General features: G+C 51.7%; 18 protein-coding genes. 15 read left to right on the plus strand and 3 right to left on the minus strand.

Annotated elements, in window-relative coordinates:
• Positions 1–26 precede the first annotated feature (26 nt).
• The 8 genes from ACFVVF_RS22350 to ACFVVF_RS22385 all read left to right on the plus strand — a co-directional run bounded on the left by ACFVVF_RS22350 (position 27) and on the right by ACFVVF_RS22385 (position 10,813).
• On the plus strand, positions 27–1,076 hold the full coding sequence (locus ACFVVF_RS22350) for an ABC transporter ATP-binding protein (protein ID WP_387814762.1): 1,050 nt from the start codon (positions 27–29) through the stop codon (positions 1,074–1,076).
• A complete protein-coding gene (locus tag ACFVVF_RS22355; protein ID WP_387814421.1) occupies positions 1,073–1,867 on the plus strand; it encodes an ABC transporter permease in 795 nt (264 codons plus the stop codon). Before ACFVVF_RS22350 ends, ACFVVF_RS22355 begins: the two co-directional genes overlap by 4 nt.
• A gap of 6 nt (positions 1,868–1,873) precedes the next feature.
• Positions 1,874–2,665: an ABC transporter permease gene (locus tag ACFVVF_RS22360; RefSeq protein ID WP_387814422.1), complete on the plus strand. Its 792-nt coding sequence runs from the start codon at positions 1,874–1,876 to the stop codon at positions 2,663–2,665.
• A 91-nt stretch (positions 2,666–2,756) separates the two neighbouring features.
• Positions 2,757–3,233 carry a thioredoxin-dependent thiol peroxidase gene (bcp, locus tag ACFVVF_RS22365; protein WP_387814424.1) on the plus strand — a complete coding sequence of 159 codons (477 nt, stop codon included), beginning with the start codon at positions 2,757–2,759 and terminating at the stop codon, positions 3,231–3,233.
• A gap of 157 nt (positions 3,234–3,390) precedes the next feature.
• A complete protein-coding gene (locus tag ACFVVF_RS22370) occupies positions 3,391–4,845 on the plus strand; it encodes a serine hydrolase domain-containing protein (RefSeq protein ID WP_387814426.1) in 1,455 nt (484 codons plus the stop codon).
• A gap of 617 nt (positions 4,846–5,462) precedes the next feature.
• On the plus strand, positions 5,463–6,512 hold the full coding sequence (locus ACFVVF_RS22375; RefSeq protein WP_387814428.1) for an AAA family ATPase: 1,050 nt from the start codon (positions 5,463–5,465) through the stop codon (positions 6,510–6,512).
• On the plus strand, positions 6,505–8,052 hold the full coding sequence (locus ACFVVF_RS22380; RefSeq protein WP_387814430.1) for a DUF58 domain-containing protein: 1,548 nt from the start codon (positions 6,505–6,507) through the stop codon (positions 8,050–8,052). The genes ACFVVF_RS22375 and ACFVVF_RS22380 overlap by 8 nt, the downstream gene beginning before the upstream one ends.
• A complete protein-coding gene (locus ACFVVF_RS22385; protein ID WP_387814431.1) occupies positions 8,042–10,813 on the plus strand; it encodes a DUF4129 domain-containing transglutaminase family protein in 2,772 nt (923 codons plus the stop codon). The genes ACFVVF_RS22380 and ACFVVF_RS22385 overlap by 11 nt, the downstream gene beginning before the upstream one ends.
• A gap of 67 nt (positions 10,814–10,880) precedes the next feature.
• On the opposite strand, the gene ACFVVF_RS22390 is transcribed toward ACFVVF_RS22385, so the two are convergent.
• Both ACFVVF_RS22390 and ACFVVF_RS22395 read right to left on the minus strand, forming a co-directional pair.
• Positions 10,881–11,405, minus strand: coding sequence for a GNAT family N-acetyltransferase (locus ACFVVF_RS22390; protein ID WP_387814433.1), 525 nt, complete (start codon positions 11,403–11,405; stop codon positions 10,881–10,883).
• 61 nt (positions 11,406–11,466) lie between these two features.
• Entirely contained in the window at positions 11,467–12,615 is a 1,149-nt protein-coding gene (locus tag ACFVVF_RS22395; RefSeq protein ID WP_387814435.1) for a DUF418 domain-containing protein, read from the minus strand.
• Between the two features lie 301 nt (positions 12,616–12,916).
• On the opposite strand from ACFVVF_RS22395, the gene guaA reads away from it, so the two are divergent.
• The 3 genes from guaA to ACFVVF_RS22410 all read left to right on the plus strand — a co-directional run bounded on the left by guaA (position 12,917) and on the right by ACFVVF_RS22410 (position 16,769).
• Entirely contained in the window at positions 12,917–14,455 is a 1,539-nt protein-coding gene (gene guaA / locus ACFVVF_RS22400; protein ID WP_387814436.1) for a glutamine-hydrolyzing GMP synthase, read from the plus strand.
• 243 nt (positions 14,456–14,698) lie between these two features.
• Positions 14,699–15,706: an AI-2E family transporter gene (locus ACFVVF_RS22405; protein ID WP_387814438.1), complete on the plus strand. Its 1,008-nt coding sequence runs from the start codon at positions 14,699–14,701 to the stop codon at positions 15,704–15,706.
• Positions 15,707–15,911: 205 nt separating this feature from the next.
• The gene (locus ACFVVF_RS22410; RefSeq protein WP_387814440.1) at positions 15,912–16,769 is read left to right on the plus strand and encodes a copper amine oxidase N-terminal domain-containing protein; all 858 of its coding nucleotides are present in this window, start codon (positions 15,912–15,914) and stop codon (positions 16,767–16,769) included.
• A 137-nt stretch (positions 16,770–16,906) separates the two neighbouring features.
• Here the strand turns inward: ACFVVF_RS22410 and ACFVVF_RS22415 are convergent, their stop codons facing one another.
• The gene (locus tag ACFVVF_RS22415) at positions 16,907–17,776 is read right to left on the minus strand and encodes a CPBP family glutamic-type intramembrane protease (RefSeq protein WP_387814442.1); all 870 of its coding nucleotides are present in this window, start codon (positions 17,774–17,776) and stop codon (positions 16,907–16,909) included.
• Positions 17,777–17,990: 214 nt separating this feature from the next.
• Between ACFVVF_RS22415 and ACFVVF_RS22420 the strand changes: the two genes are divergently transcribed.
• From ACFVVF_RS22420 to ACFVVF_RS22435, 4 genes are all read left to right on the plus strand, one after another.
• Entirely contained in the window at positions 17,991–18,851 is an 861-nt protein-coding gene (locus tag ACFVVF_RS22420; RefSeq protein WP_387814444.1) for a helix-turn-helix domain-containing protein, read from the plus strand.
• Between the two features lie 91 nt (positions 18,852–18,942).
• A complete protein-coding gene (locus tag ACFVVF_RS22425) occupies positions 18,943–19,914 on the plus strand; it encodes an N-acetylglucosamine kinase (RefSeq protein ID WP_387814446.1) in 972 nt (323 codons plus the stop codon).
• A gap of 22 nt (positions 19,915–19,936) precedes the next feature.
• Entirely contained in the window at positions 19,937–21,247 is a 1,311-nt protein-coding gene (locus ACFVVF_RS22430) for a 6-phospho-beta-glucosidase (protein WP_387814448.1), read from the plus strand.
• A gap of 166 nt (positions 21,248–21,413) precedes the next feature.
• Positions 21,414–22,607 (plus strand): ROK family protein, encoded by a 1,194-nt coding sequence (locus ACFVVF_RS22435; protein WP_387814449.1) that lies wholly within the window; start codon positions 21,414–21,416, stop codon positions 22,605–22,607.
• Positions 22,608–22,630: the final 23 nt, after the last annotated feature.

A 22,630-nucleotide genomic window follows, 5' to 3' on the forward strand; every position in this document is an offset into this window, starting at 1 on the left:
CCAACGGAGAGGGGTTAAGAAGCAATATGCTGGCCATAGATGTAAAAGACTTAAGAAAGCAGTTTAAGGTGCAAAAAAATCGCGAAGGGCTGTCTGGCGCGCTAAAGGATCTATTTAAAAGGGAATACAATGAGGTTCGTGCCGTCAAAGATATTTCATTCCAAATTCCACAGGGCGAAATTTGCGGCTATATCGGAGAGAACGGAGCAGGCAAATCGACAACGATCAAAATGCTGACCGGTATTCTCGTGCCGACATCCGGGGATATTCGGGTTAACGGATATATTCCATACAAGGATCGTGAAAAATTCGTCGGCAATATTGGCGTCGTCTTCGGTCAACGCTCGCAGCTGTGGTGGGATATCGGCGTTATTGAATCGTTCCGGCTGCTGCGCAAAGTATACGGCGTCTCCGAGCATGATTTCCGCAGACGTCTGGATCAGCTGGTTGAACGGTTAGACCTTGGTGACCTGCTGAACCGTCCGGTTCGTAAGCTTAGCTTAGGACAACGGATGCGCTGTGAGCTCGTCGCTTCACTGCTGCATAATCCGGCGATTTTGTTTCTGGACGAGCCGACCATCGGTCTGGACATTGTAGTGAAAACCGCGATTCGCGAATTCCTTCAGGATTTGAACCGTGAGGAAGGCACGACAATATTGCTGACTACGCATGATTTGCAGGATATTGAAGCGCTATGCTCGCGGGTCATTATGCTGGACGACGGCCGGATTATTTATGACGGCGGATTGGACGAGCTCAAAACCAGATGGAGCCGCGGCCGCGAAATTCAGTTCCAGTTCGCGTCGCATACGCCGCTGGCTAAGCTGGAGCAGCTTACTGCCGGTCTCGGCGTAACTTGGAAGCAGGAAAGCGACCTGAATGCGACGATGTGGCTGCCGCATACGACGAATGTCTCCGATGCGCTGTCCATCGTAACAGGAGGCACGGCCATTCGCGATATTAAAATCATTGAGACGAACACTGACGAAATCGTCCGTGAGATTTACCGTTCCGGCTCAGCGTCCGCATCGGCTGCCGCTACACTGCTTCGGGAAGAGGAGCCGGCTTTACGATGATGAGCGCTTATATTGATTTTATCCGCATCCGGTTTCTTACGATGCTCGCTTACCGCGTTAACTATTATAGCGGCATTATTATTTATGCCATAAACATCGGTGCTTATTACTTCCTATGGAAAGCTATTTTTGGCGAAGCCGAAGTGCTGCAGGGATTTACGCTGGCTCAGATGACAACTTACGTGGCCGTCTCCTGGATGGCTCGCGCCTTTTACTTCAACAATCTGGACCGGGAAATTGCCAATGAGATTCGCGACGGCAGCGTGGCGACGCAATTGATCCGCCCGTACTCCTATTTGCTGGTCAAAATGATGCAGGGCTTTGGCGAGGGCTTGTTCCGCATGCTGCTGTTTATGGTGCCGGGCATGCTTATCGTCTGCTTTATTTTTCCGGTCCGGCTGCCTACCGATCCGCTGACTTGGGCGGTGTATCTGGTCATGCTGCTGTTCAGCTTCCTGATCAATTCGCAGATTAACATTTTGACGGGACTGTTCGCCTTTTTCGTGGAAAACAACGAGGGCATGATGCGAATGAAGCGTGTAATGGTCGATCTGTTCTCGGGCGTGCTCATTCCGATCGCTTTTTTTCCGGGATGGTTAAGTGCGGTTATGCAATGGCTGCCGTTCCAGGCGATTACTTATTTGCCAAGCGCCGTGTTTACCGGCCGGACGCCGCTTCATGAGGCTTATGGAGCGATCGGCCTGCAAATCGTCTGGTTTGTGCTGCTGCTCTTGCCAATCTGGTTCGTATGGCGGGCGGCGCGCAAGCGGCTGTTCGTGCAAGGAGGATAACTGAAGATGAGATATGCCGTTTTACTGTGGGAGTATATTAAGAACTATGCCAAAACAAGGCTGACCTATCGTGCCGACTTTTGGGTTGAAGTGTTGTCGGATTTAATGTTTCAAGGGATGAACCTGTTCTTTATCCTCATCGTGTTCCAGCATACGCCGTCGCTCGGCGGCTGGACGGAGGCCGAGGTTGTATTTGTATACGGCTTCTTCATGATTCCGTACGGGCTGTTTACGACGTTTTTCAATATGTGGAACTTCAGTGAGCGTTATATTGTCAAAGGGGAGATGGACCGGATTCTGACCCGTCCTGCGCATAACCTGTTTCAGGTGCTGCTCGAAAACGTCGATCCGCCTTCCTTGATCGGCTCCGCGGTGGGAGCGATTATTATGGCAGTCTGCTGGAATGACCTCGGCCTTGCTTTCCATGCGTACGATCTGCTTATGCTGCTGTTGTTCGTCATAGGAGCCGTGCTCGTATACGGAGGCATTTATACGGCGCTGTCTGCACTATCCTTTTTCTCGGATGCGCCGACAGGCATCGTGCCGCTCATTTACAACATTCAGAACTACGGCCGTTATCCGGTCAATATTTATAACAAAACAATCCGCTTTATTCTGACATGGGTATTGCCGTTCGCGTTTGTCGGGGTGATTCCGGCTTCTTACTTCCTGGACAAGAAATCGGACGACATTTCGCAGCTGGCGCTGTTGACGCCGGTTGTCGGCATCGTGTTTTTTATTCTGGGCCTGTCGCTGTGGAATTATGGCGTGAAACGTTACCGGGGTGCAGGATCATAGAGGGTGAATGTTATAGTTTGTGATATAGAAGGTTTCAGATGAAAGCAACTAATTGTATTCAAAGTGCGTTACAGTTAAGGAGAGATGGAGCATGACAACGAGTAAGGCAAAAGCGGAGGTCGGACGTAAAGCTCCGAATTTTTCGCTGGAGGGTTCGGGCGGCGAGCAAGTCAAGTTAAGCGATTATGCAGGGAAAAAGGTCATTGTCTACTTTTATCCGAAGGATGCGACAACGGCTTGTACGCAGGAGGCCTGTGATTTTCGCGACGCATATGAGGCGCTGGCGGGACATGGTGCAGTCGTGCTTGGCATCAGCCCCGATCCGATCAAATCGCATCAGCGGTTTATAGAGAAGCAGGAGCTGCCTTTCCTGCTCTTGTCCGATCCGGAGCATAAGGTATGCGAGCTGTATGGGGTCTGGCAGTTGAAAAAGCTTTACGGCAGAGAATACATGGGAATCGTTCGTTCAACCTTTCTGATCGACGAGAAGGGGAAGCTCATTGCAGAGTGGCGCAACCTGAAGGTGAAAGGGCATGTGCAGAAGGTGCTGGAGACGCTGCAGGGTTAGGCAGTGTTGAGGAAGTGCCGGGGGATGTCTCAGGGCAAAGCAGGGCTAGCCAGAGGATGGGAATAGACCGCGTCATGCAGAAATCATCACACTCTGTGAGCTTGTTAGAATAAATGGACGGACGGTATCCCTTTGTTGCGGAAGGAGCAATAGGGATTTGAATAGGAAGAAGCATATGAATGTGAAAAAGCTTGCGGTAACGATGATGGCTTCCGCTATTGTCGTTGCTGGTTTCGGCGTGAATGGCGCTGGTCTGCTGGGTGCACCGTTCGCTAATGCAGCATCTGCTGCTGTACAGGCGGGCGCAATGACAAAAGCTGTGGTCACGATAGACGGCAAGACCGCGAACTGGGTCGGACAGCCTTTCGTGCAAAACGGAACGACGATGGTTCCGCTGCGGGAAGCGGCAGTTTCGCTTGGCGGAAGCATCTCCTGGGATCAGGCTAGCCGGACGGTGACGATCCGGTTGAATGGAGATGTGATTACACAGCGATCTGGTGATTCATTTTTTCTAGTCAACGGCATTCGCTTTGATATTTCCGGGCCGTCCCGGGTCGTAAACGGCAGCCTGATGGTGCCGCTGCGCGGGCTGATGGAAGCGATGAAGGCTTCTCTTCATCTGTCGCAAACGGCCGGAACAACTTCGATTACAATTGCTACGGATAAAATGACGGTAATGCCGAAGTCGTTTGGCGAGCTGGACAGCTATTTGAAGTCGAGCTCCTATTCGGGGATGGCGCTTGTGGCGAAGGACGGCAAGGTGCTAATGCGCAAAGGGTATGGCATTGCAGGTGAAGGCAAGCTGAACCGGCCGGATATGAAGACGAGGATCGCTTCGATCACGAAGTCTTTTACGGCTGCATCTATTATGCAACTAATCGAAGCGGGCAAGCTGAGTCTGGACGATCCAATCTCAAAGCTCGTCTCCGGCATACCAAGCGGCGATAAAATTACGATACATATGCTGCTGTCGCATACGTCGGGACTGCCTTCGGAGTTTACACGCAAGGATGGCATTACGATCGAACAAACTGTAAATGAAATCCGCACGAAAAAGCTGGAGTTCGAGCCGGGCAGCGCCTACAAATACAGCAATTGCGGCTACGTGCTGCTGGCGTACGTTGTCGAGAAGCTCTCAGGAATGAGCTACGCCGATTATGTGCAGACGAATATGCTGAAGGCGGCGGGCATGACGAATTCCGGTACGGCAACGGCTAAGACGCCGACCAATGACGGTTTTGTGCTAAGCAAGGGTGCGTGGGTAAAGGCTCCTTACTACGTCTCCCAATCGGGTACGGGAACCTTGTATTCGACCGTGGACGATCTTGTAAAATGGGACAGCCTGCTGCGTTCCGGCAATCTGCTTGACGATTCCTCGCTGGAGGCGATGTATACGCCGCATTCGGAGAAGGGCTACGGCTATGGCTGGATTGTACGGGAGACGCCGGAAGGCAAAACCGTGTTCCACAACGGCAGCGGCAGCGGCTTCTCCACTGGCATGTCCCGGAATCTGGACAATGGCGTGACTGTTATTTTGCTGGGCAATCATGCGGGCATCGATACGGCCCTGATGATGGAAAAGCTGCAGACGCTGGCGGCGTCTGCGATATAGGTGATGAGCGCCTACCGATGTTGGCGCTTTAGGCAAGAGCGGGTCCCAAAGTCGAAAAACGACTTTGGGGCTTTTTTTGTTGGCGGCAGGAGATCTGCCTAGTCTGGTGATGGCACAGACCTCAAACATAGTGATTTATCTCCATCTTTAACCTGTTAGTGGGCGGGGATGGATTGAATAAACCAAACAAAATGCAAAAGTGCAGTTTGATTTTGCTTTTTCGGCCCTAAATGACGTTCAAAATGTAAAAGTGCAGTTGAAATGGCTGAAATCGGCTCGAATCGCCCGATTTTGGCTAAACAAACTGCACTTTTGCATTTTGAGGGGGAAAAGAGAGCGAAATGAAGCGATCAAAATGTACTTTTACATTTTGATGGTGAAGCAGGGGGGGATGGTAGTTACTGGATCGTATGCGAACGTGTGGAGGTGGAGTGGTTAGTAGCGGATACATATGCAAACTTGGGAAATATGAAGCGAGCAACTGGGGCGTTATCGGATATCAATCGGGCGCGTGGCATTTTTTTATAGGGGGCAACTCTATCAGGTCTAAACCGGCTGAGAGCTGGCGACACTGGAGATAGAGTAGATCTTATACGTTCGGGAGGTTGAGGAATACGATGATAGCGCCTAAATTTAACGATAATGTTCGGGGAGAGCGGCAGCATTGGCCCGAGTCGCCGCAGGTGCTCCTGCAGCGTTTCATTCATAGAGTAGAGAGTGTACTGCTAGGCAAGAGAGAGACGATTAAGATGACGCTGACTGCGATGCTGGCGGGCGGGCATGTGCTGCTGGAGGATGTGCCTGGCGTTGGCAAAACGATGCTGGCGCACGCTTGCGCACGAGCGCTCGGCGGTGAGTTCAAGCGGATTCAATTTACTTCGGATATGCTGCCTGCAGATGTTGTGGGAGGGGCGGTGTGGGACAGCCGCAGCGGCGAGCTGATCTATCGTCCGGGACCGATCATGGCCAATATTGTGTTGGCGGATGAGATTAACCGGACGTCGCCGCGTACTCAATCCGCATTGCTGGAAGCGATGGAGGAGCGTCATGTGACGGTGGATGGGGACACTCGCGCGTTGCCTAAGCCATTCATGCTGATTGCCACGCAAAATCCGCTGGATTACGAAGGAACGAATCCGCTGCCGGAAGCGCAAATGGATCGTTTTATGATGCGGTTGTCGATTGGTTACCCCGAGCAGCAGGATGAGATTCGCCTGCTCTCCCAGTATGCGGACGGTCAGCGCAAGGAGCCGCAGCAGCTGAGGCCGGCGGTCATGCCTGAGGAATGGCTGCGTATGCAAAAAGAAGTGCAGCTCGCCTATGTGCACCCTGAGCTGCTTGAATATATCGTCAAAGTCGCCAATGCGTCGAGACGTTCGCAGCAGCTGCTCACCGGTCTGAGTCCGCGTGCCGGACGCGACTGGCTGCGCGCGGCCCAAGCCTATGCTTATATTGAGGGACGCTGCTATGTGCTGCCCGATGATTTGCTGGCAACTGGCGAAGCAGTGCTGATTCACCGTTTGGAGGCTTACCCGGGCATGAATGGACTAGGAGCTGGAGCACATGGAGGAGCAGCCGAAACGCTGCGGCAATTGATACGGGCGATCCCGCATTTGAACAAGCCGGCTGCCCCCGGGTTCAGCCGAGCCGGAGGCCGCTATGAATAAAAGGACTGAAGATGTCAGCCGCTCCATCACGACTGCAATGAATAATGCGGCAGCAGCTATGGAGCCTGCTGGGCCTGGTGCTAAGCTGGCGGATTCGGCGGATATGTTTGCGGGGAGCTTGGCTATGCCGGCTCCGAAAAACGGTGAGACCGGGCAACAAAGTAAAAATGAGGAAGCGGCGGATATCGTACTTCCGCAGCATCGGACCTACCGGACAAGATGGGTGGCGTGGTCGGTACTACTGCTTTCTTGGGGCGCAAGTTTGAGTGCGCTAATTGTACGCGGGGGCGAGCTGGAAGCCTTCATGCTTGCCGTATTAAGCGTCATTATGATCATTGGAGCGGGAGGCCCGCTGCTTGGGGCCTCCGGGCTGGAGGCTGGGCGCGAGATTATGGCGCGAAAGGTTAGAGACGGCGGAGAGACGAAGGTCCGTCTGACGATTAGACGATCATTTCCCGTCCCGTTAGTGTGGTATGCGGTTGGCGAGAAGCTGGTCAACCGGACGGGAAACAAGGGGATGGAATATCGATATATTGCAGCTCCGCTTTTTCGCAAGGAGCTGACAATTGATTATTCACTGCATAATGTCCGGCGAGGCGAGCATGTATTTCGCGAACTGACGGTAACAACTGGTGACTGGCTTGGCATGACAGCCATCACCCGGAAAATAAGCTGCCCCGGCGAATTGCTCGCTTTGCCGGCGTTGCCGGAGGCCGGCAGCCTGCGCGTCGATCCCGAGGGCGGCATTGTCGTTGAGCGCGGAGCCGGCCAAGGCGTAGCGGGTATCGAGGGGGCGCCGGGAACGACGGCGTCACGGTATAAGAAGCGGCTTCCGGGCGTAGGTCCGGAAAGCCGTCCGTACCGGCAAGGCGATTCGCCGCGCCATATCGATTGGAGAGCCGCGGCGAAAGGGCGCGGCCTCTACACGAAGCAGCATACGGCGGAGCAGCCCGCCGAGCTGGCTGTCATTGTCGACACGTCGGCCGCCGCATATGGCGGCGACGGTCGGCTGTTCGACGCCTGTGCGGCGTGGGCAGCGCAGGCTATTGATCGCGCGGCAGCGGCTGGCGGAGCTGTGCGGCTGCTTGCCGCGCAAGACGCCGCCGCAGAGGATGCGGGCGGCGGCAGTGAAGCGGGAGGGCGCAGCGCTCGCGTGGACGCTGCGGCAGCGGTGCAGGGCTCGCCGGAAGCTTTGCAGGAGCGGCTGGCGAGGCTGCGCCTTAACGGCGGCGACAGCAAGGCAGAGGCGGCCTTGTATCGGCAGGAGCTAGGCAGTCTGCGGCCAGGCGGCAAGCTCCACGCGTACACTGCAGATTGGAAGGAAGGCAAAGGCTGGACGCAGCTGGCTGCACTGGCAAACGACCAGGGCTGCCGGCTGGAGCTTCATATCGTGACGAAGCAGTCCGTGTTAACGTATGCGATGCGGGAGCAGCAGCGGTTGCTGGAGACCTATGGCATTCAGCTGCATTGGCTGCCTTTTCCCGAGCGGATGATGGAGCTGTCATACACAGCAGAGGGAGGGAGCTCGAATGGGCGCTAATTACGACAATCGGCAAGCCGAGCATTCGCTTCGCTATCGGCTCCTGACAACACTGCTTTTATTCGGCCTGCTGGCGGAGTGGATGATTCCGTGGGTCGACAACAGCGAGTGGGGGGCAATCTACCAGTTAGGACCGCTGCTTGTCATTATCGGCTGTGTGTTGGGGGCGGGACTGTTCCGGCCAACATGGTATATGTCATTCCTATTTAATAGCGGGCTCTGTGTCATGAGCTTGATGTGGCTGTTCAAAAGCGGCGATGAGACCGCTCTGCAATGGCTGTCTCATTTTCCGGGAATGCTGTGGCAAGATATCCGCTTAATGATGGAGTACGGGCTGTGGACGATGTCCGGCGAGCTGCGCACGCTGCTTCTGTTCGTGGGCTGGGCGCTGCTTGCGCCGGCGCTTCAGGCTTTAATGTGGCTCCGGCAGCTATCGCTTGGTTTTGCTGCGGCAACGGCGCTTTATTTGCTAACGCTGCATGTCTGGCTTGGTATGGACGTAACTCCGGGCTTGCTGAGGACAACGGCAGAAGGACTGCTTCTGGGCGCGCTTGTCGCAACGAGCAGGGCGCAGCGCATTCATGGCGGTGTACGGGAGAGAGGCTTGCGAAGCGGCACAGGCTGGCTGGGGGCGTCTATTTTCGTAGTTGCGATATGCGTCGGTGCGGGGCTGCTTTTATCGGGCGGCAAGCCAGCTTATCAGGAGCCAGCCGCATGGACGGCATCCTTGGCAAGCCGTTTGGAGCAGGCGGTCATATCGCTTGGCAGCGGCGGAAGCTCTGCCGTACTCCAGGCAAGCACGGGAAATGTCGGAATGACCGGTTACGGCTTCGACGACAGGGAGCTGGGAGGGGCGCTTGTCCAAGATGACAAGGTTGTGTTTACCGGCTTGTCTCCCGTTCGTGCATATTGGCGGGGTGAGGCTAAGAACAGCTATGACGGACGGGGCTGGAGCGATACGTGGAGCCGCAAGACGCTGCTTCCGGTTGACGAGGCAGGCGACACTTCTGAGACTGCGGGGGCAACGGGCAGCACAGAATCTTCTAACATGCCGAAAGGGGAGACCGAGCTGGGAAAAAGCGTTACCCAAACGGTAATGCTTGCTTCGCCCGGTCAAGGCTTGCCTCTGTTTGCGGCTGGAGCTTCCGGCCATGTGCAGCATCTTGAGGCCGCTGACCCGCGCCGTAAGCTCAACACTTATGTGCGCAACGAAGCGACTGGGGCTTTGTTTGCTCCGTCCGATACGGCAAAGGTTGAAAAATATACCGTCCAAAGCAGGCTGCCCGTAACTGATGAGGCGGTATTGTCGAAGACAGGCAAATATTCCTTCGGAGCAGAGGCGGCTGCCGATGACAGTGATTTGGAAATCTATCTGCAATTGCCGGATACGCTGCCAGGCCGCGTGTCTGCCCTTGCGGCAGAAATCGCAGGCGGAGGCGTGACCAGCCGATTGGATCAGGTGAAAGCGATTGAGACTTATTTAGAAAATAACTACTCCTACTCGCTAGACACGAAAGCTCCTCCTGCCGGGGCGGATCTGGTGGATCATTTTCTGTTCGAGCAGCAAAGCGGCTATTGCGTCCATTTCTCTTCTTCTATGGTCATTCTGCTGAGAACGCAGGGTATTCCGGCTCGCTGGGTGAAAGGCTTTACTTCGGGTACCCCCGTGTATGAGGATGCAACGGGAATAACGACGTATGAGGTGCGGGGAAAAGATGCGCACGCTTGGGTTGAGGTGTATTTTCCCGAGGCAGGCTGGGTGCCGTTTGATCCGACGCCGGGCTTTAGCGGCTCGGGAAGCGGGCCTCTCGTTGCGTCAGTTTCAGGCGGAGCATTAGGCGCCGAAAGTGGCGGCGCAGCGGTTACAACAGCAGGTGGAGTATCGAGCAGCACGGCAGGAAGCAGCAGTATGACAGATAATGCGTCAGCTGTATCTAGAGCTGACGGATTATTGGCTGCGGCAAGACAGGGCGCAGCAGCCGTCGCAGAGTCGGCAAGGAATGCAGCGCAAACGATTGCCGAAGCAGCGCCTGCGGCACAAGCCGCACTGGCGTCGGCAGCATTAGCGCTCGTCTGCGCAGCGATCGCGATGCTTCAGCGGCATAAGCTGCAGCTGGCTCTGGCATTGCGCCGATACAATACGGCGTATGCCAGAATGAACAGCGGCAGGCCTGGATTAGGTGCTGCTGCATCGGAAGCGGCAGGGGCGGTTGCTGCGGAGTATGGACGGGTTCGGGCTTTAATTTCGGGTGGCACGGCCGCAGAGCAGGCGCGGACAACCTTCCACGCTGCGCCGGCACCGCCGTCTGCGTCAGCAGAGTCAGCTGCATATGTTCGGTCAGATCTCTCAGCTCCAGCACCAGTACCAGCCGAAATAACAGCATCAGCGCTGCCTGGGCAACAGGCGCCACAACTTACTGCGCCAACTGCAACAGCGTTAGCGTCCTCCGCTGCGCCAGCCCGTACAGCTGCATCATCGGCTGCCGAGGCCGCTCGCGAGCGGACGCAGAAGCGCTTCACAGCGGTGTCAGCCGCGACATGGAAGCTGCTGCAGCGGCGTATGAGCGTGCGGACGCCGCATCAGACCGCGCGTGAATACGCAGCCGCGGCAAAAGCCGTGCTGCCGCCAGCACGCGCGGCAGCGCTTGAACGCTTCATCACTTGGGACGATGAGGCGAGGTTCGGGCAGCAGGCGGACTGGATCGCTCCGCCGCCGAAGGAGCTGGCGACGGCGATTCAAGCGCTCCGCTCCCGCAAATAAAGCAAGAAGCGCCAGGCTGCTCCGGTATAATCGGACGGGCAGCCTGGCGCTTCTTTTTGTCACACCTTTAAGTCTCAATCCAAAACCGTTTCACTACGCTGCCATCCTCAGCGGTAAAGCTAACGTCCGGAATACCGCAGTTGCTCAGTATCGTGCGCTCGGAACCAATGTTGTCGGCGTCACAGACGACAAGCGCCTTGCTGATGCCCAGCTTTTTAGCCTCGTTCAATGCGAGCGCCAGCAGAGCTGTCGCGTGTCCCTTACGTCTTGCCGAAGGCCGGATGCCGTAGCCGATATGGCCGCCCAGTTGATGGAGTTTTTCTGTCAGCCGATGCCGGATGTTTACCGCCCCGAGGATGGCGTTGTTTTCGTCCAGCAGCCAAAAGGTCGAATCCGGAACCTGGTCGTAGGGACGCGCCCCTTCCTTTTCGTTATCGAGAAGAAATTGAACCATCGAGCGGAAATCGGAAGGATTCTTGCCGATTACCCAAGGGACCATATCCTCGCCGCTTTGTTTCCATTCCTCATAAAATTCAACATAGGGCAATTGCAGAGCAATAGTCGGTTTTACTAGCAGCAGCTTTTCCGTCATCTCAGGTTCACTCCATTCTTATTGTTGTTTTATAGCGAAGGAATGTCAGCCGAACATTACATTAAAGTCCGGCAGGCGTCCCTTTCGTTGTTTCTGCTGCAGGCCTCTTCCAGCGCAAGGCAGTCCATGCGCGCAGCAGCCGTTCGACCGGACCGATCCGGAAGTAACGCAAGTACAGCTGGCTGGCGAAGCATTGAACAATGAATATCCCAATGGCGACGGCAATGCCGCCGATGATGCCGATTTTCGTAAACTGCCCAAGCCCGAAGCCGTAAAAGATAAATACGCACACGACCGTCTGCAGCAAGTAATTGGATAAGGACAACCTACCTACGCTTTCAAATCGGATAAGCCAGCCTTCCAGCCAGCGCGGTCTCGTACTGAACAGCCAGGACAAGGCGGATAAGTATCCGATTGCCAGAATAGTGCCGCCCAAGGCCGCCATTGAGCCTGCCCAGCCCAAATCCGGCAATAAATATTTACAGAATTTGAGTAATAGTCCGACCGGAATCAGAATGACTGTCAGCTTCCTGTACAGTTTCTTCTCCTGCTGCGGCTGATGAAGAAGCTTGAGCTTCGCCGCGGCCATGCCGAATAGAAACATTGGCGCGATGAGAATCGGAGAAAGCATGAGATTGATTACTTGGTAAAAGCCGTACAGGCCAAGCGGGTCGGAAAGCGTCCGGTGCCGGATGATTTCAGTAAAGGAGCCGCTGCCGTAGATGTCGACAGTCTTATCATTGAATTTCTCTAACTGCGACAATGGAAGGATAGGGCTATTGCTGGCCCCATATTGGATTAGAGCAGCTAGAACGGCAAAAACAGCGCCCCAGATAAACAGCGTTCGCGGCTTAGCCGGAAGGAACAGCAGCATGCCGAAGCCCGTTATCGCATAGCTGACGAGCACATCGCCTTCCCATAGTAAAATGTAGTGGGCCAATCCAAGGACGAACAGGAACGTAAACCGCCTCGCCAAATGAGCGGCCGGTATTCCGGCTAGGCCGTGGCGGCGCTCCACATTTTCCTTTATTTTGACCATGCCAAAACCGAACAGAAATGCGAAAATCGGCATAAAACTTGTCTCCACGACGATTTTCACGATGGTGTGGGCCGCCGAGTCGGCAGCAGACAGCGAGAATAAGCTCATCTCCTGCATGCCCCACATCCCGTATTGAAAACAAAGCATATTCGCCAGTAAAATGCCCAGCAAACTAAATCCTCTAATACCGTCTATATTCCTTAATCTGGGAGACGGGTTGCTCATCTCTAATCACCTCGGATAATGTTTACGCACGTTTATCCGAATTGTTTCATTTTCCCAAATTTGAGTGAATCAATGGATATTGTTGAGCGGATTGCATCTTTTTAGGCGTAAAATGCGGGTTTGCGGTCTGCGGATGGCAGAACCGTGAATGTGGAGTCTGCAAATATTGTCGGAACCTGTCTCTTCACCTTGACTCGGTTTGAGCGGTATAGATATAATTACTACATTAATTGAGGGAGGCTCGGTAATGAACAAGCCAAATGAAATCATCGTTGTTCTCGACTTTGGAGGACAATACAATCAGCTAATCGCACGCCGCATTCGTGATTTGGGCGTATACAGCGAGTTGCTGCCATTCAACACACCGGTGGAGCGGATCCGCGAACTGCAGCCGAAAGGCATCGTGTTCTCGGGAGGACCGGCTAGCGTATATGAGGAAAAATCGCCGCTGGTCGATCCGGCCATTTACGATATCGGCGTACCGATCTTCGGCATTTGCTACGGCATGCAGCTGATGGCGCATCAATTGAACGGTAAAGTAGAACGCGCAGGCAAGCGTGAGTACGGCAAGGCAGAAGTTGACTTCACGGCTGACAGCCATCTGATTCAAGGTCTGGAACAGCGTCAAACGGTATGGATGAGCCACGGCGACCACGTTGTGGAGCTTCCTGAAGGCTTCAAAGTGGATGCAAGCACAGACCATGCTCCTATTGCTGCAATGAGCAATGCGGATCGCAAGTTCTTCGCGGTGCAATTCCATCCGGAGGTTCGCCATTCGGAACACGGCAATGAAATGATTCACAACTTCCTGTACAACATTTGCGGTTGCGACGGCAACTGGACGATGGAATCGTTCATTGAGGATACGATCCGCGATATTCGTGCCCAAGTCGGCGACAAAAAGGTACTTTGCGCGCTGTCCGGCGGCGTAGATTCCTCTGTAGTCGCGATTTTGCTGCATAAAGCAATTGGCGATCAATTGACTTGTATGTTTATCGACCACAACCTGCTGCGCAAAGGCGAAGCGGAAGGCGTTATGGAAACCTTTGTCGGCAAATTCGATATGAAGGTTGTCAAAATCGACGCTCGCGAGCGCTTTATGAGCAAGCTGAAGGGTGTAGACGATCCGGAGCAAAAACGTAAAATTATCGGCAACGAATTCATTTACGTTTTCCAAGAAGAGTCGGCTAAATTCGATGACTTTGAATTCCTGGCTCAAGGCACACTGTACACGGACATCGTGGAAAGCGGAACAGCAACGGCACAAACGATCAAATCGCACCATAATGTTGGCGGTTTGCCTGAAGATATCAAGTTCAAGCTTGTTGAGCCTCTTAAAGCGCTCTTTAAAGATGAAGTGCGCAAAGTCGGCGAAGAGTGCGGCTTGCCAGAAGAAATCGTATGGCGTCAGCCGTTCCCAGGTCCGGGTCTTGCGATCCGCGTACTTGGCGAAGTAACGGAGGACAAGCTTAAGATCGTTCGCGAATCCGATGCGATCCTTCACGATGAGATTGCCAAAGCCGGTCTGAAAAGAGAAATTTGGCAATACTTCACCGCCCTTCCGAACATGAAGAGCGTTGGCGTTATGGGTGACGCGCGTACGTATTCGTACACAGTCGGCATTCGCGCCGTAACTTCGATCGACGGCATGACAGCAGACTGGGCGCGTATCCCTTGGGACGTGCTGGAGAAAATCTCCGTCCGTATCGTCAACGAAGTCGAGAACGTCAACCGTATCGTGTATGACGTGACTTCGAAGCCGCCTGCTACGATTGAGTGGGAATAGGCTGGATGCAGCTATAAATATTTAATAATGACTCTCTTTTATTTGTGTTTTATAAGCAGATAAAAGAGAGTTTTTTTGCGTGGATGTGGGGATAATTCCTTATATTGGGTCTCAAATGTTCAAAAGGCGTGTGAATTTCCTTTACCGCTAAATAAATTAGAAACGTAGTTTTATTGGGTGCGTAAGAAGTATAATTAGTTTAATGACTTGATGAATAATGAATGGGAGAAGTGAGGAAGGCACATGGGATTTTTAAGAGAGTTTTTTTCCAATCACATCGTGAAAAGGATATTGTTTTTAGCAATAGTTGCACTTCTGCTGTACATACTACGGCATATGATCAATTTAATACTTCTAGTGTTCCTGGTCACTTTTGTATTAGGGCGTTTAGAGGGATTTATTACGAAGAAGCTTTCCCGGTTTATTCCTATATCTCCGATTGTCGTAAATATCGTAATTTATGTACTCCTTATTTCTGGTATCGTAATTGGTTTTCTGAATTATGTGCCTAAGCTCGTGGTTCAAGTTGCAGGACTGTATAATTACAGCATAAATTTCCTAAATTCTCCGCCGCAAAATGAAACAGCTCAGCTGATTGTCGATATGCTTGAAAAACTGGATTTCCAAAGCTATTGGGGCAATACCGTCAACTATATTTTGAAGCTTGGCAAATCGGTAGAAATGATTCTTTTCGTCATTGTGTTGAGCTTCTTCTATCTTATGCAGAAAAATAAAGTCGTTAAATTCACAGAAAAGTTCAGCAGCAGTAAAATAGGATGGCTGTATAAGGAATTCAAATATTTCGGTGGAAAATTCACCTCTTCTTTCGGTAAAGTGATTGAAGTACAGCTTATGATTGCGTTGTTTAATACGGTGTTGACCATTGCGGGTCTATGGATATTAGGTTATCCCTATCTATTTGCACTTACCATTATGGTGTTCTTATTGAGCCTCATTCCTGTTGCGGGTGTTGTCATTTCCTTCATCCCAATAGGTATGATTGGATACCAAATTGGCGGACTTTCATTGGTCATCTGGTCAATCGTTTTGATTGTTGTTATTCATGGAATTGAGACGTATGTTTTAAACCCAAGATTATATGCGCAGAAAACAAAATTGCCAATGTTCTATACGTTCATCATCCTTATATTTGCCCAGCATTTCATGGGCATATGGGGATTGATTATCGGCATTCCGATTTTCATGTTTTTGCTTGATGTGCTTAATGTTGATCAGTCTGGTGAGAGTTAAATTTGGAAATAAAGAAACTCTACGTAAAATGTAACAATAGAGCACTAAAAAAGAATCTCGTTTATTTGCGTCATTTGGCAAATAAACGAGATTCTTTTGCTTTTAGAAATACTGCTGTTACGAAAACATTACTACCATTAAACTCCTAGACCAAATTTGTCGATAATGATAGTATTGTGGAAAATTATGTTGAGGAGATGTATTTGTGAAGAAATCTATTTTTTTGTTACTAATTTTGGTTTTAATGTTCAATTTAATTCCAAATAAATCGTTTGCCGAAGGTTCAAAGAGTCCACAGAATATTGTTTACGTTAATGGTGAACGAGTAATATTTGATATTGCTCCAATTGAAGAAAAAGGTGTTAAATTGGTTCAGTTTAAACCGTTATTCGTTGCACTGGGACTATCGGTTAACTTTGATTCAAAAACTAAAATTATTACAGGAAAAAATAAAGATTATGAAATTGAATTACAAATTGGAAACAGTAAAGCAAAGGTCAATAATAAAGAAGTGACGCTTAGTGTTGCACCAAAGACGATAAAAGGTAATACGTTTGTTCCATTAAAGTTTGTTTCTCAAGTGACGGGTAATAAAATTTATGTAGATGCCGACACTAAGAGGGTTATGATTGGTTATTTTTGGAACTACAGTAGAGATCGATATTTCGAATACAACTGGAGAGTCTCGTCTTCCGATCTGATGAAAACGACTGATAGGACAATCAAAGAAAATTTTATTGAGTCTGATGGATCTGGGATGGTGGTCTATGATTATAAATTCTCAAATAAGGTTCAAGGCAGCCTGGTGTATTCTTTTAGCAGTAGTGGGTTAGGGAATGTTATGTATTCAACTGAAGAAAGTGATAATTTAGCTGATATGGAGCTGATTTATTTAAGCTTTTTGAACTATTATTCTAAGCTATATCATGAAGACCATTTTTCAAGTTTATATTCTATATATTCATTTGGTGAAGCGATTACAGTTAATGTAAGTCTAAGAACAAATAAATCAGTTACAAATCCTAAGTATTCTGTTGAAGTTTTGTATCATGAAGGTATCTAATTCACAATTGCTGAGCGGGAATTAATCCTCAGAAGATTGAAACAGACAGGTACAGGCGGAAATTGAATTGAACTTAAGTAACAAAAAAACGCCCGCAATTTGCATAAGATCCAGCAAATTGCGGGCATTTCTTCAATCTAGTAAAGCTGACGCACCTTCATCTTCTTAAGCGACATCAACACAGCCGCAATAAACAAGGTTAGTGCAACCAGTATGCCAGACTCGCCTGTCCACAATAGCGCGTTCTTCCCTTGGGAGAAGGCGTCGAAGACGTCTTGGATGACGGCGTTCCAGCATGCGTGCAGAAGCACGGCGGCCCATAAGCTGCCGGTAGTCATCCGTACGCGTCCGATGATGTAGCTCATCGAGGTACAGCTAATCATGAACAACAGCGCCGATAAAGCAAGGTTAGGGCCGGAATAGTACAGCCCCATAAACAGGACGGGAAGATGCCACAGTCCCCAGATGATACCGCTTGTCAGCATTGGGGCAGGAATGCGAGCGTCGATGAGTCGGGTAAGCATATAACCTCTCCAGCCCAGCTCCTCGCCGAAACTAGTGAGTATACCAATAGCGGTGCCTGCTACCATTTGACCTAGCAGAAGACCTGCGAAGATAACGGCAGGCGGTGCTTTAATAAAAGTATCCGGAGCAACAAAGTCGACAAGTCCTGCTGCCCAGGCCGTTCCGTAGGCAATAAGACCGATGATAACCGGTAATAACAGAATGAACGGAAGTCTCTTTAAGAACTGGCGACCTCCGAACCGCAAGGAAATATCGGCTGAGCCTTCGCGCATCATGATGCGGGCGAAGATGGAAGCCAAGGCTGGTGACCACATCAGCAATAATATAGACATTGGAGTTTGCTTCGATACTAGCACATAACTAAGAATAGAGAGCGGGATGAGCATGGCGAAAAAGTAAAGCAGTCCCTTCCGGGCTCTGCGGATTTTTTCATTGTTTCCCTCCCTTGGTATGGGGGTAAAGCTGCCAGTCGTTGTGTTCATGATTGTGCTCCTTTGTTTAAGTATGTGTTTCCAAGAAGTAGTATATCAATCGCAAGCCCGACATTTGAACAACTCCAGCCCAGTCTTTCGCCCCGCCTAAGGACCAGTCCTTCGTGCGATTCGGGTCGGGGCTCTTCCTTCTGAACGGGTCGCTTTGCTATAATTAGATCATATTAGTGGCATGGCTAAATCGCGGCAAAAGGGAGGGATCGGAATGAAAGGACATCCAACCGTAATACGGGACCATATCGAGCTTCCGGCCTCTTTTCCGATACTTATATCGCAGACCGAAGGGGTAAGCCCGCCCTTTCAACGGCTGCATTGGCATACGGCTCTCGAAATCAACTATATTGTAAAAGGCAGCGGCCACTACTTAATCAACGGCAACCGCTGCGACTTCCAGCAGGGCGATATCGTACTGATTAATTCCAATGACTTGCACCGCGGCTTTGAAAATGAAGGGCTTGTCATGCTGATCGTCATGTTCGATCCGGCATACTTGGCGCTGGAGCAGCGGTATGATACGGAACTGCTTACACCGTTCCGCGAGATGGGCAGCCGGTTTGAGAATGTGCTTGACCGCAGCCATCCGATGCTGGGACGCATCGGCTCCGTTCTATTAGAGATGGAAGGCGAATACAAAGCGAAGGAGTCGCATTATGAAGCGGTCGTTCGTGCACAGATGCTTCGGTTTCTTGCTTTCGTCAACCGCTATTTTGCGAAGGCGGACGGCATGGGGGCGAGCCAGTCACGGGGGATGGAGATTATCCGCCAGACGCTGCGCCGGGTTGAGGATCATATCGGTCATCCATGGACGCTCAAGGAGCTGGCTGAGACGGCACATCTCAGCCCTTCCAGATTCAGCGCTTTATTCGTACAGACGGTAGGCACTTCGCCGATGGACTATTTGATTCAGCTGCGCCTGTCTCATGCGGTAGCATTGCTGGAGACGACGGATGCGAAAATAATCGAAATCGCGGCGGAATGCGGCTTCCGCAATTTATCCAATTTTAACAGACTCTTCAAACAGCACATCGGGAAATTGCCCTCGGAGCTCCGGCTCACTCTCAAATAAACAGTAAGATAGTATTAGAACATCGTTCATTATCATTAGAGAACGGTGTTTTTTTGTTCTAGAATAAAGGTATAGAACACACGAAGGGAGCGTGGGCTTTATCCTTTTTCTAGGAATTGACGCTGGCGGAAGCAAGACGCATGCTTTGTTGACAGATGAGACAGGGCGCGTGCTTGGCCGTGGTTACGGCGGGAACGGAAATCATCAAACCGCTTATGCGGAAGCAAAAAATAGTATCGAGCGTGCTTGCGCGGAAGCGCTGCAAGCGGCTAATGCCACGAAGGAAGATATTACATTCGCTTACTTCGGTCTTGCCGGAGCAGACCGCGAACCGGATTATGTTATTTTGCGTCCCATGATTGCTTCGCTTGGTTATGAGCGTCATGCGATTGCTTGCGATACGATGATTGGCATGCGTGCGGGAACGAAGCGTTCTTACGGCGCAGTAATTATTAGCGGTACAGGCTTGAACAGCGCGGCTCGCAATGCCAAAGGCGAGGAGCTGCAATATGGCGGCTTCGGTTATTTGTTCGGAGACGGACACGGGTCGGGAAGCGATTTGGCGGTTCATGCTTTCCGCACGGCGATCCGCAGCTGGGAAAGACGCGAGCAGCCGACGATTCTGACTGAGCTTGTGCCGCGTCAGCTTGGCTATCAATCCGTTCAGGAAATGTATGACGATGCGCTGGACAACGGCAAACGGCCATCCTATGAGCTTGCCAAAACGATGTTCGAAGCGGCTTCCCAAGGCGACGCTGTGGCGATTCGCATTTTGGAGGAAGTGGGCCTAGAGCATGCGAATGCAGCGAATGCGCTGATCAAGCGTCTGGGCATGGAAGAGGAGACCTTTGATGTTGTACTGGCCGGCAGCGTGATGTCGAAGGGCAGCTCGCCGCATTTGGTTGATTCTATCAAGGTTGGCATTAAGCAAGTGGCGCCTAACGCATCGGTTGTCAAGCTGACGGTAGACCCGGTCATCGGCGCATTAATGAGTGCAATGGACAATGGCGGTATTGAAATCGACGAGCGCACGGATGCCGCACTCCGCAGCATCACGCTCTAAATTCGAAGGAGGGCATTTCGACATGGAAAAGAAAGCATTGAAAATTGCAGTAATCGGAGGCGGCTCCTCCTATACACCTGAGATCGTGGAAGGCTTCATTAAGAAATATCCGGAAATGCCGATTCGCGAGCTTTGGCTCGTCGACATCGAGCAAGGACGGCATAAGCTTGAAATCGTGGGCGAGCTGGCAAAACGCATGGTGGAAAAAGCAGGCTTGCCGATCGAGGTGCATCTGACGCTGGATCGCCGTGAAGCGATTGCGGGCGCCGACTTCGTCACGACGCAAATGCGTGTCGGTTTGCTGGAGGCGAGACGCCGTGATGAGCATATTCCGATCTCCTACGGCGTGATCGGCCAAGAAACGACGGGACCAGGAGGCATGCTGAAGGCGCTTCGTACGGTTCCGGTTATTTTGGACATTTGCAAAGATATCGAAGAACTGGCTCCGAATGCGTGGATGCTCAACTTCACCAACCCTGCCGGTATCGTAACGGAAGCTGTGCAGAAATACAGCAAAGTAAAAACAGTCGGCCTCTGCAACTCGCCGATCAACTTCCAGAAGTTTCTCGCGAAGCAATACGGCGTGACCGAGAGCGAAGTGCTGCCTGAATTTGTCGGCATCAATCACCTGCACTGGGTGACGGCCGCTTATGTCCATGGCGAAGACAAGCTGGAGGAAATGATCAACGGCGGCAAGGACTATTCGGCAACCAACGTAACAGCGTTCGACTGGGATGCAGATTTCCTCACTTCGCTGAATGCGATTCCGACGTATTACCTTCGTTACTTCTATATGACGAACACGATGTTTAGCGAGATGAAAGCGTCGCTGGAGAAAAACGGAACACGCGCAGACGTCGTCAGCCGTGTCGAGACAGAGCTGTTCGAGCTGTACAAGGACGTGAACCTGTCGGAGAAGCCGAAGCAGCTGGAGCAGCGCGGCGGCGCTTATTACTCCGAAGCGGCTGTCAACCTGATGCACTCGCTCTATACGGATAAAAAAGACATCCAAACGCTGAACGTCCGCAACAACGGCATTCTCGACTTCCTGCCGGATGATGCCAGCATTGAGGTTAACTGTGTCGTTACGGGACAAGGTCCGATTCCAATCCCGCCGCAGCGCGTGCCGGAAGGTATCAAAGGATTGATTCATACGGTGAAAACCTATGAGGCGCTGACCATTGAGGCGGCCATAAGCGGCGACAAAGGCATTGCGCTGCAAGCGATGGTACATCATCCGCTCGTTCCGGACGTTGCCGTAGCGAAGCCGATGCTGGAGGAAATGCTGGAAGCGAACCGCAGCTACTTGCCGAACTTTTTTGACGGGAAGTAATCGGGACTATTGAAGACGGCCTGCGCAGCCAAGAGGAGTGTATTTATGCTCCGGCTGCGCAGATCGCTTCTAATTTTTTTTAAAGCTTGACAACTTCTTCTTCCGGTTCTATTGTTTAATTAAGTTTCTTAATTAATGAACAGGTTGAATGAAATGGGGCTTCCTTTTGGCAAAGAAATCAGCAAAGCAGCAGTTTGTTCGCATTACGAACCAAAATTTGATTATAGATACGATCCGGCAGCGGGAGAGCGCGACACGAAGCGAGCTGTCGAAGCTGCTGAATCTGAGTGTTCCTAGCGTATGTACGAACGTAGATCAGCTAGTCACGCTGGGCATCGTCCGGGAAACGGAGGATGCGTCATCCGGAGTTGGCCGAAAGGCAAGCCGGCTGCGGTTAAATGAGCAGTTCGGCTACATTATCGCGGTAGATCTGAGCAATCCGTGCGTGAACGTGGCGGTCGCGAACTTGAAGCCGGAAATCGTACAGGAGCTGAAGTTCGATATCGAGCAATATGAGCTGGGACAGCTGATGGAGCTGCTGACAGGCAAAATCGAAGAGCTTCTTGCAAGCTCGGGAATTAGCCGGGAGCAGCTGCTGATGATCTCAATCTCGGTGCCCGGACAGGTAGACGGGGAGAGCGGACTGGTGAAATGCGGTTCCTACCTTGAATCGCTAGGAACAGTTAATTTCAGGGAGTCACTATCCGAGCGCTTTCTAACGAAGGTGCTGGTGCAAAAGGATATTAATGCCGCGATTATCGGCGAGATGAGCTTCGGTTCCGCTCAAGGCTGCAGCAACGCTGTATTTCTAAGCGCAGACGTTGGCCTTGGACTCGGCATTGTGCTGAATGGCAGGCTTTATCCCGGAAGCTTTCATGCATCGGGTGAAATTGCAGGCTATCTGGTTGGAACAACTGCTCCAGTTCGTTTGCAGGATCAGGTATCGATCGGGGCACTGGTACGCGACGTCCGGGCTGAACTGGCAGCCGGTGCGGCCAGCAGCTTGCAGCAGATCTCCGCTAGCAAGCCGGTCAGCTTCAACGACATTATGGGAGCTGTGCATGCCGGTGATGAGCTGGCTGTCCGGCAGGTGAAGAGACGTGCGCAAATGCTGGCGGCAGTCGTTGTGAACCTGCTGCAAATGCTGGATCTGGATACAATCGTTCTGGGCGGCGGGTTCGTGTCATTGGGACCGGCATACACCGACACGCTTAAGGAGGAAGTAGCGGCACTGATGCCTTCCTCGAAGGCTGCAATTGTTCATACTGCCTTGAAGACGAAAGCGGTTCTTATCGGCGGCGTGGCCATCGGCTTAGAAACGATCTTTACCGAGCTTCTGGAGGAAGCGGAATCTAATTGACTCGTTCATTAGATTTTGTTCAA

Origin of the sequence: Paenibacillus sp. NPDC058174 (genome assembly GCF_042883865.1) — a bacterium.
In the GTDB taxonomy this organism is placed as follows: domain Bacteria; phylum Bacillota; class Bacilli; order Paenibacillales; family Paenibacillaceae; genus Pristimantibacillus.

Coding starts and splice junctions, on each gene's coding strand:
- ACFVVF_RS22350 (WP_387814762.1), top strand. CDS start 27: ATGCTGGCCATAGATGTAAAAGACTTAAGAAAGCAGTTTAAGGTGCAA.
- ACFVVF_RS22355 (WP_387814421.1), top strand. CDS start 1,073: ATGATGAGCGCTTATATTGATTTTATCCGCATCCGGTTTCTTACGATG.
- ACFVVF_RS22360 (WP_387814422.1), top strand. CDS start 1,874: ATGAGATATGCCGTTTTACTGTGGGAGTATATTAAGAACTATGCCAAA.
- bcp (WP_387814424.1), top strand. CDS start 2,757: ATGACAACGAGTAAGGCAAAAGCGGAGGTCGGACGTAAAGCTCCGAAT.
- ACFVVF_RS22375 (WP_387814428.1), top strand. CDS start 5,463: ATGATAGCGCCTAAATTTAACGATAATGTTCGGGGAGAGCGGCAGCAT.
- ACFVVF_RS22380 (WP_387814430.1), top strand. CDS start 6,505: ATGAATAAAAGGACTGAAGATGTCAGCCGCTCCATCACGACTGCAATG.
- ACFVVF_RS22385 (WP_387814431.1), top strand. CDS start 8,042: ATGGGCGCTAATTACGACAATCGGCAAGCCGAGCATTCGCTTCGCTAT.
- ACFVVF_RS22390 (WP_387814433.1), bottom strand. CDS start 11,405: ATGACGGAAAAGCTGCTGCTAGTAAAACCGACTATTGCTCTGCAATTG.
- guaA (WP_387814436.1), top strand. CDS start 12,917: ATGAACAAGCCAAATGAAATCATCGTTGTTCTCGACTTTGGAGGACAA.
- ACFVVF_RS22405 (WP_387814438.1), top strand. CDS start 14,699: ATGGGATTTTTAAGAGAGTTTTTTTCCAATCACATCGTGAAAAGGATA.
- ACFVVF_RS22415 (WP_387814442.1), bottom strand. CDS start 17,776: ATGAACACAACGACTGGCAGCTTTACCCCCATACCAAGGGAGGGAAAC.
- ACFVVF_RS22420 (WP_387814444.1), top strand. CDS start 17,991: ATGAAAGGACATCCAACCGTAATACGGGACCATATCGAGCTTCCGGCC.
- ACFVVF_RS22430 (WP_387814448.1), top strand. CDS start 19,937: ATGGAAAAGAAAGCATTGAAAATTGCAGTAATCGGAGGCGGCTCCTCC.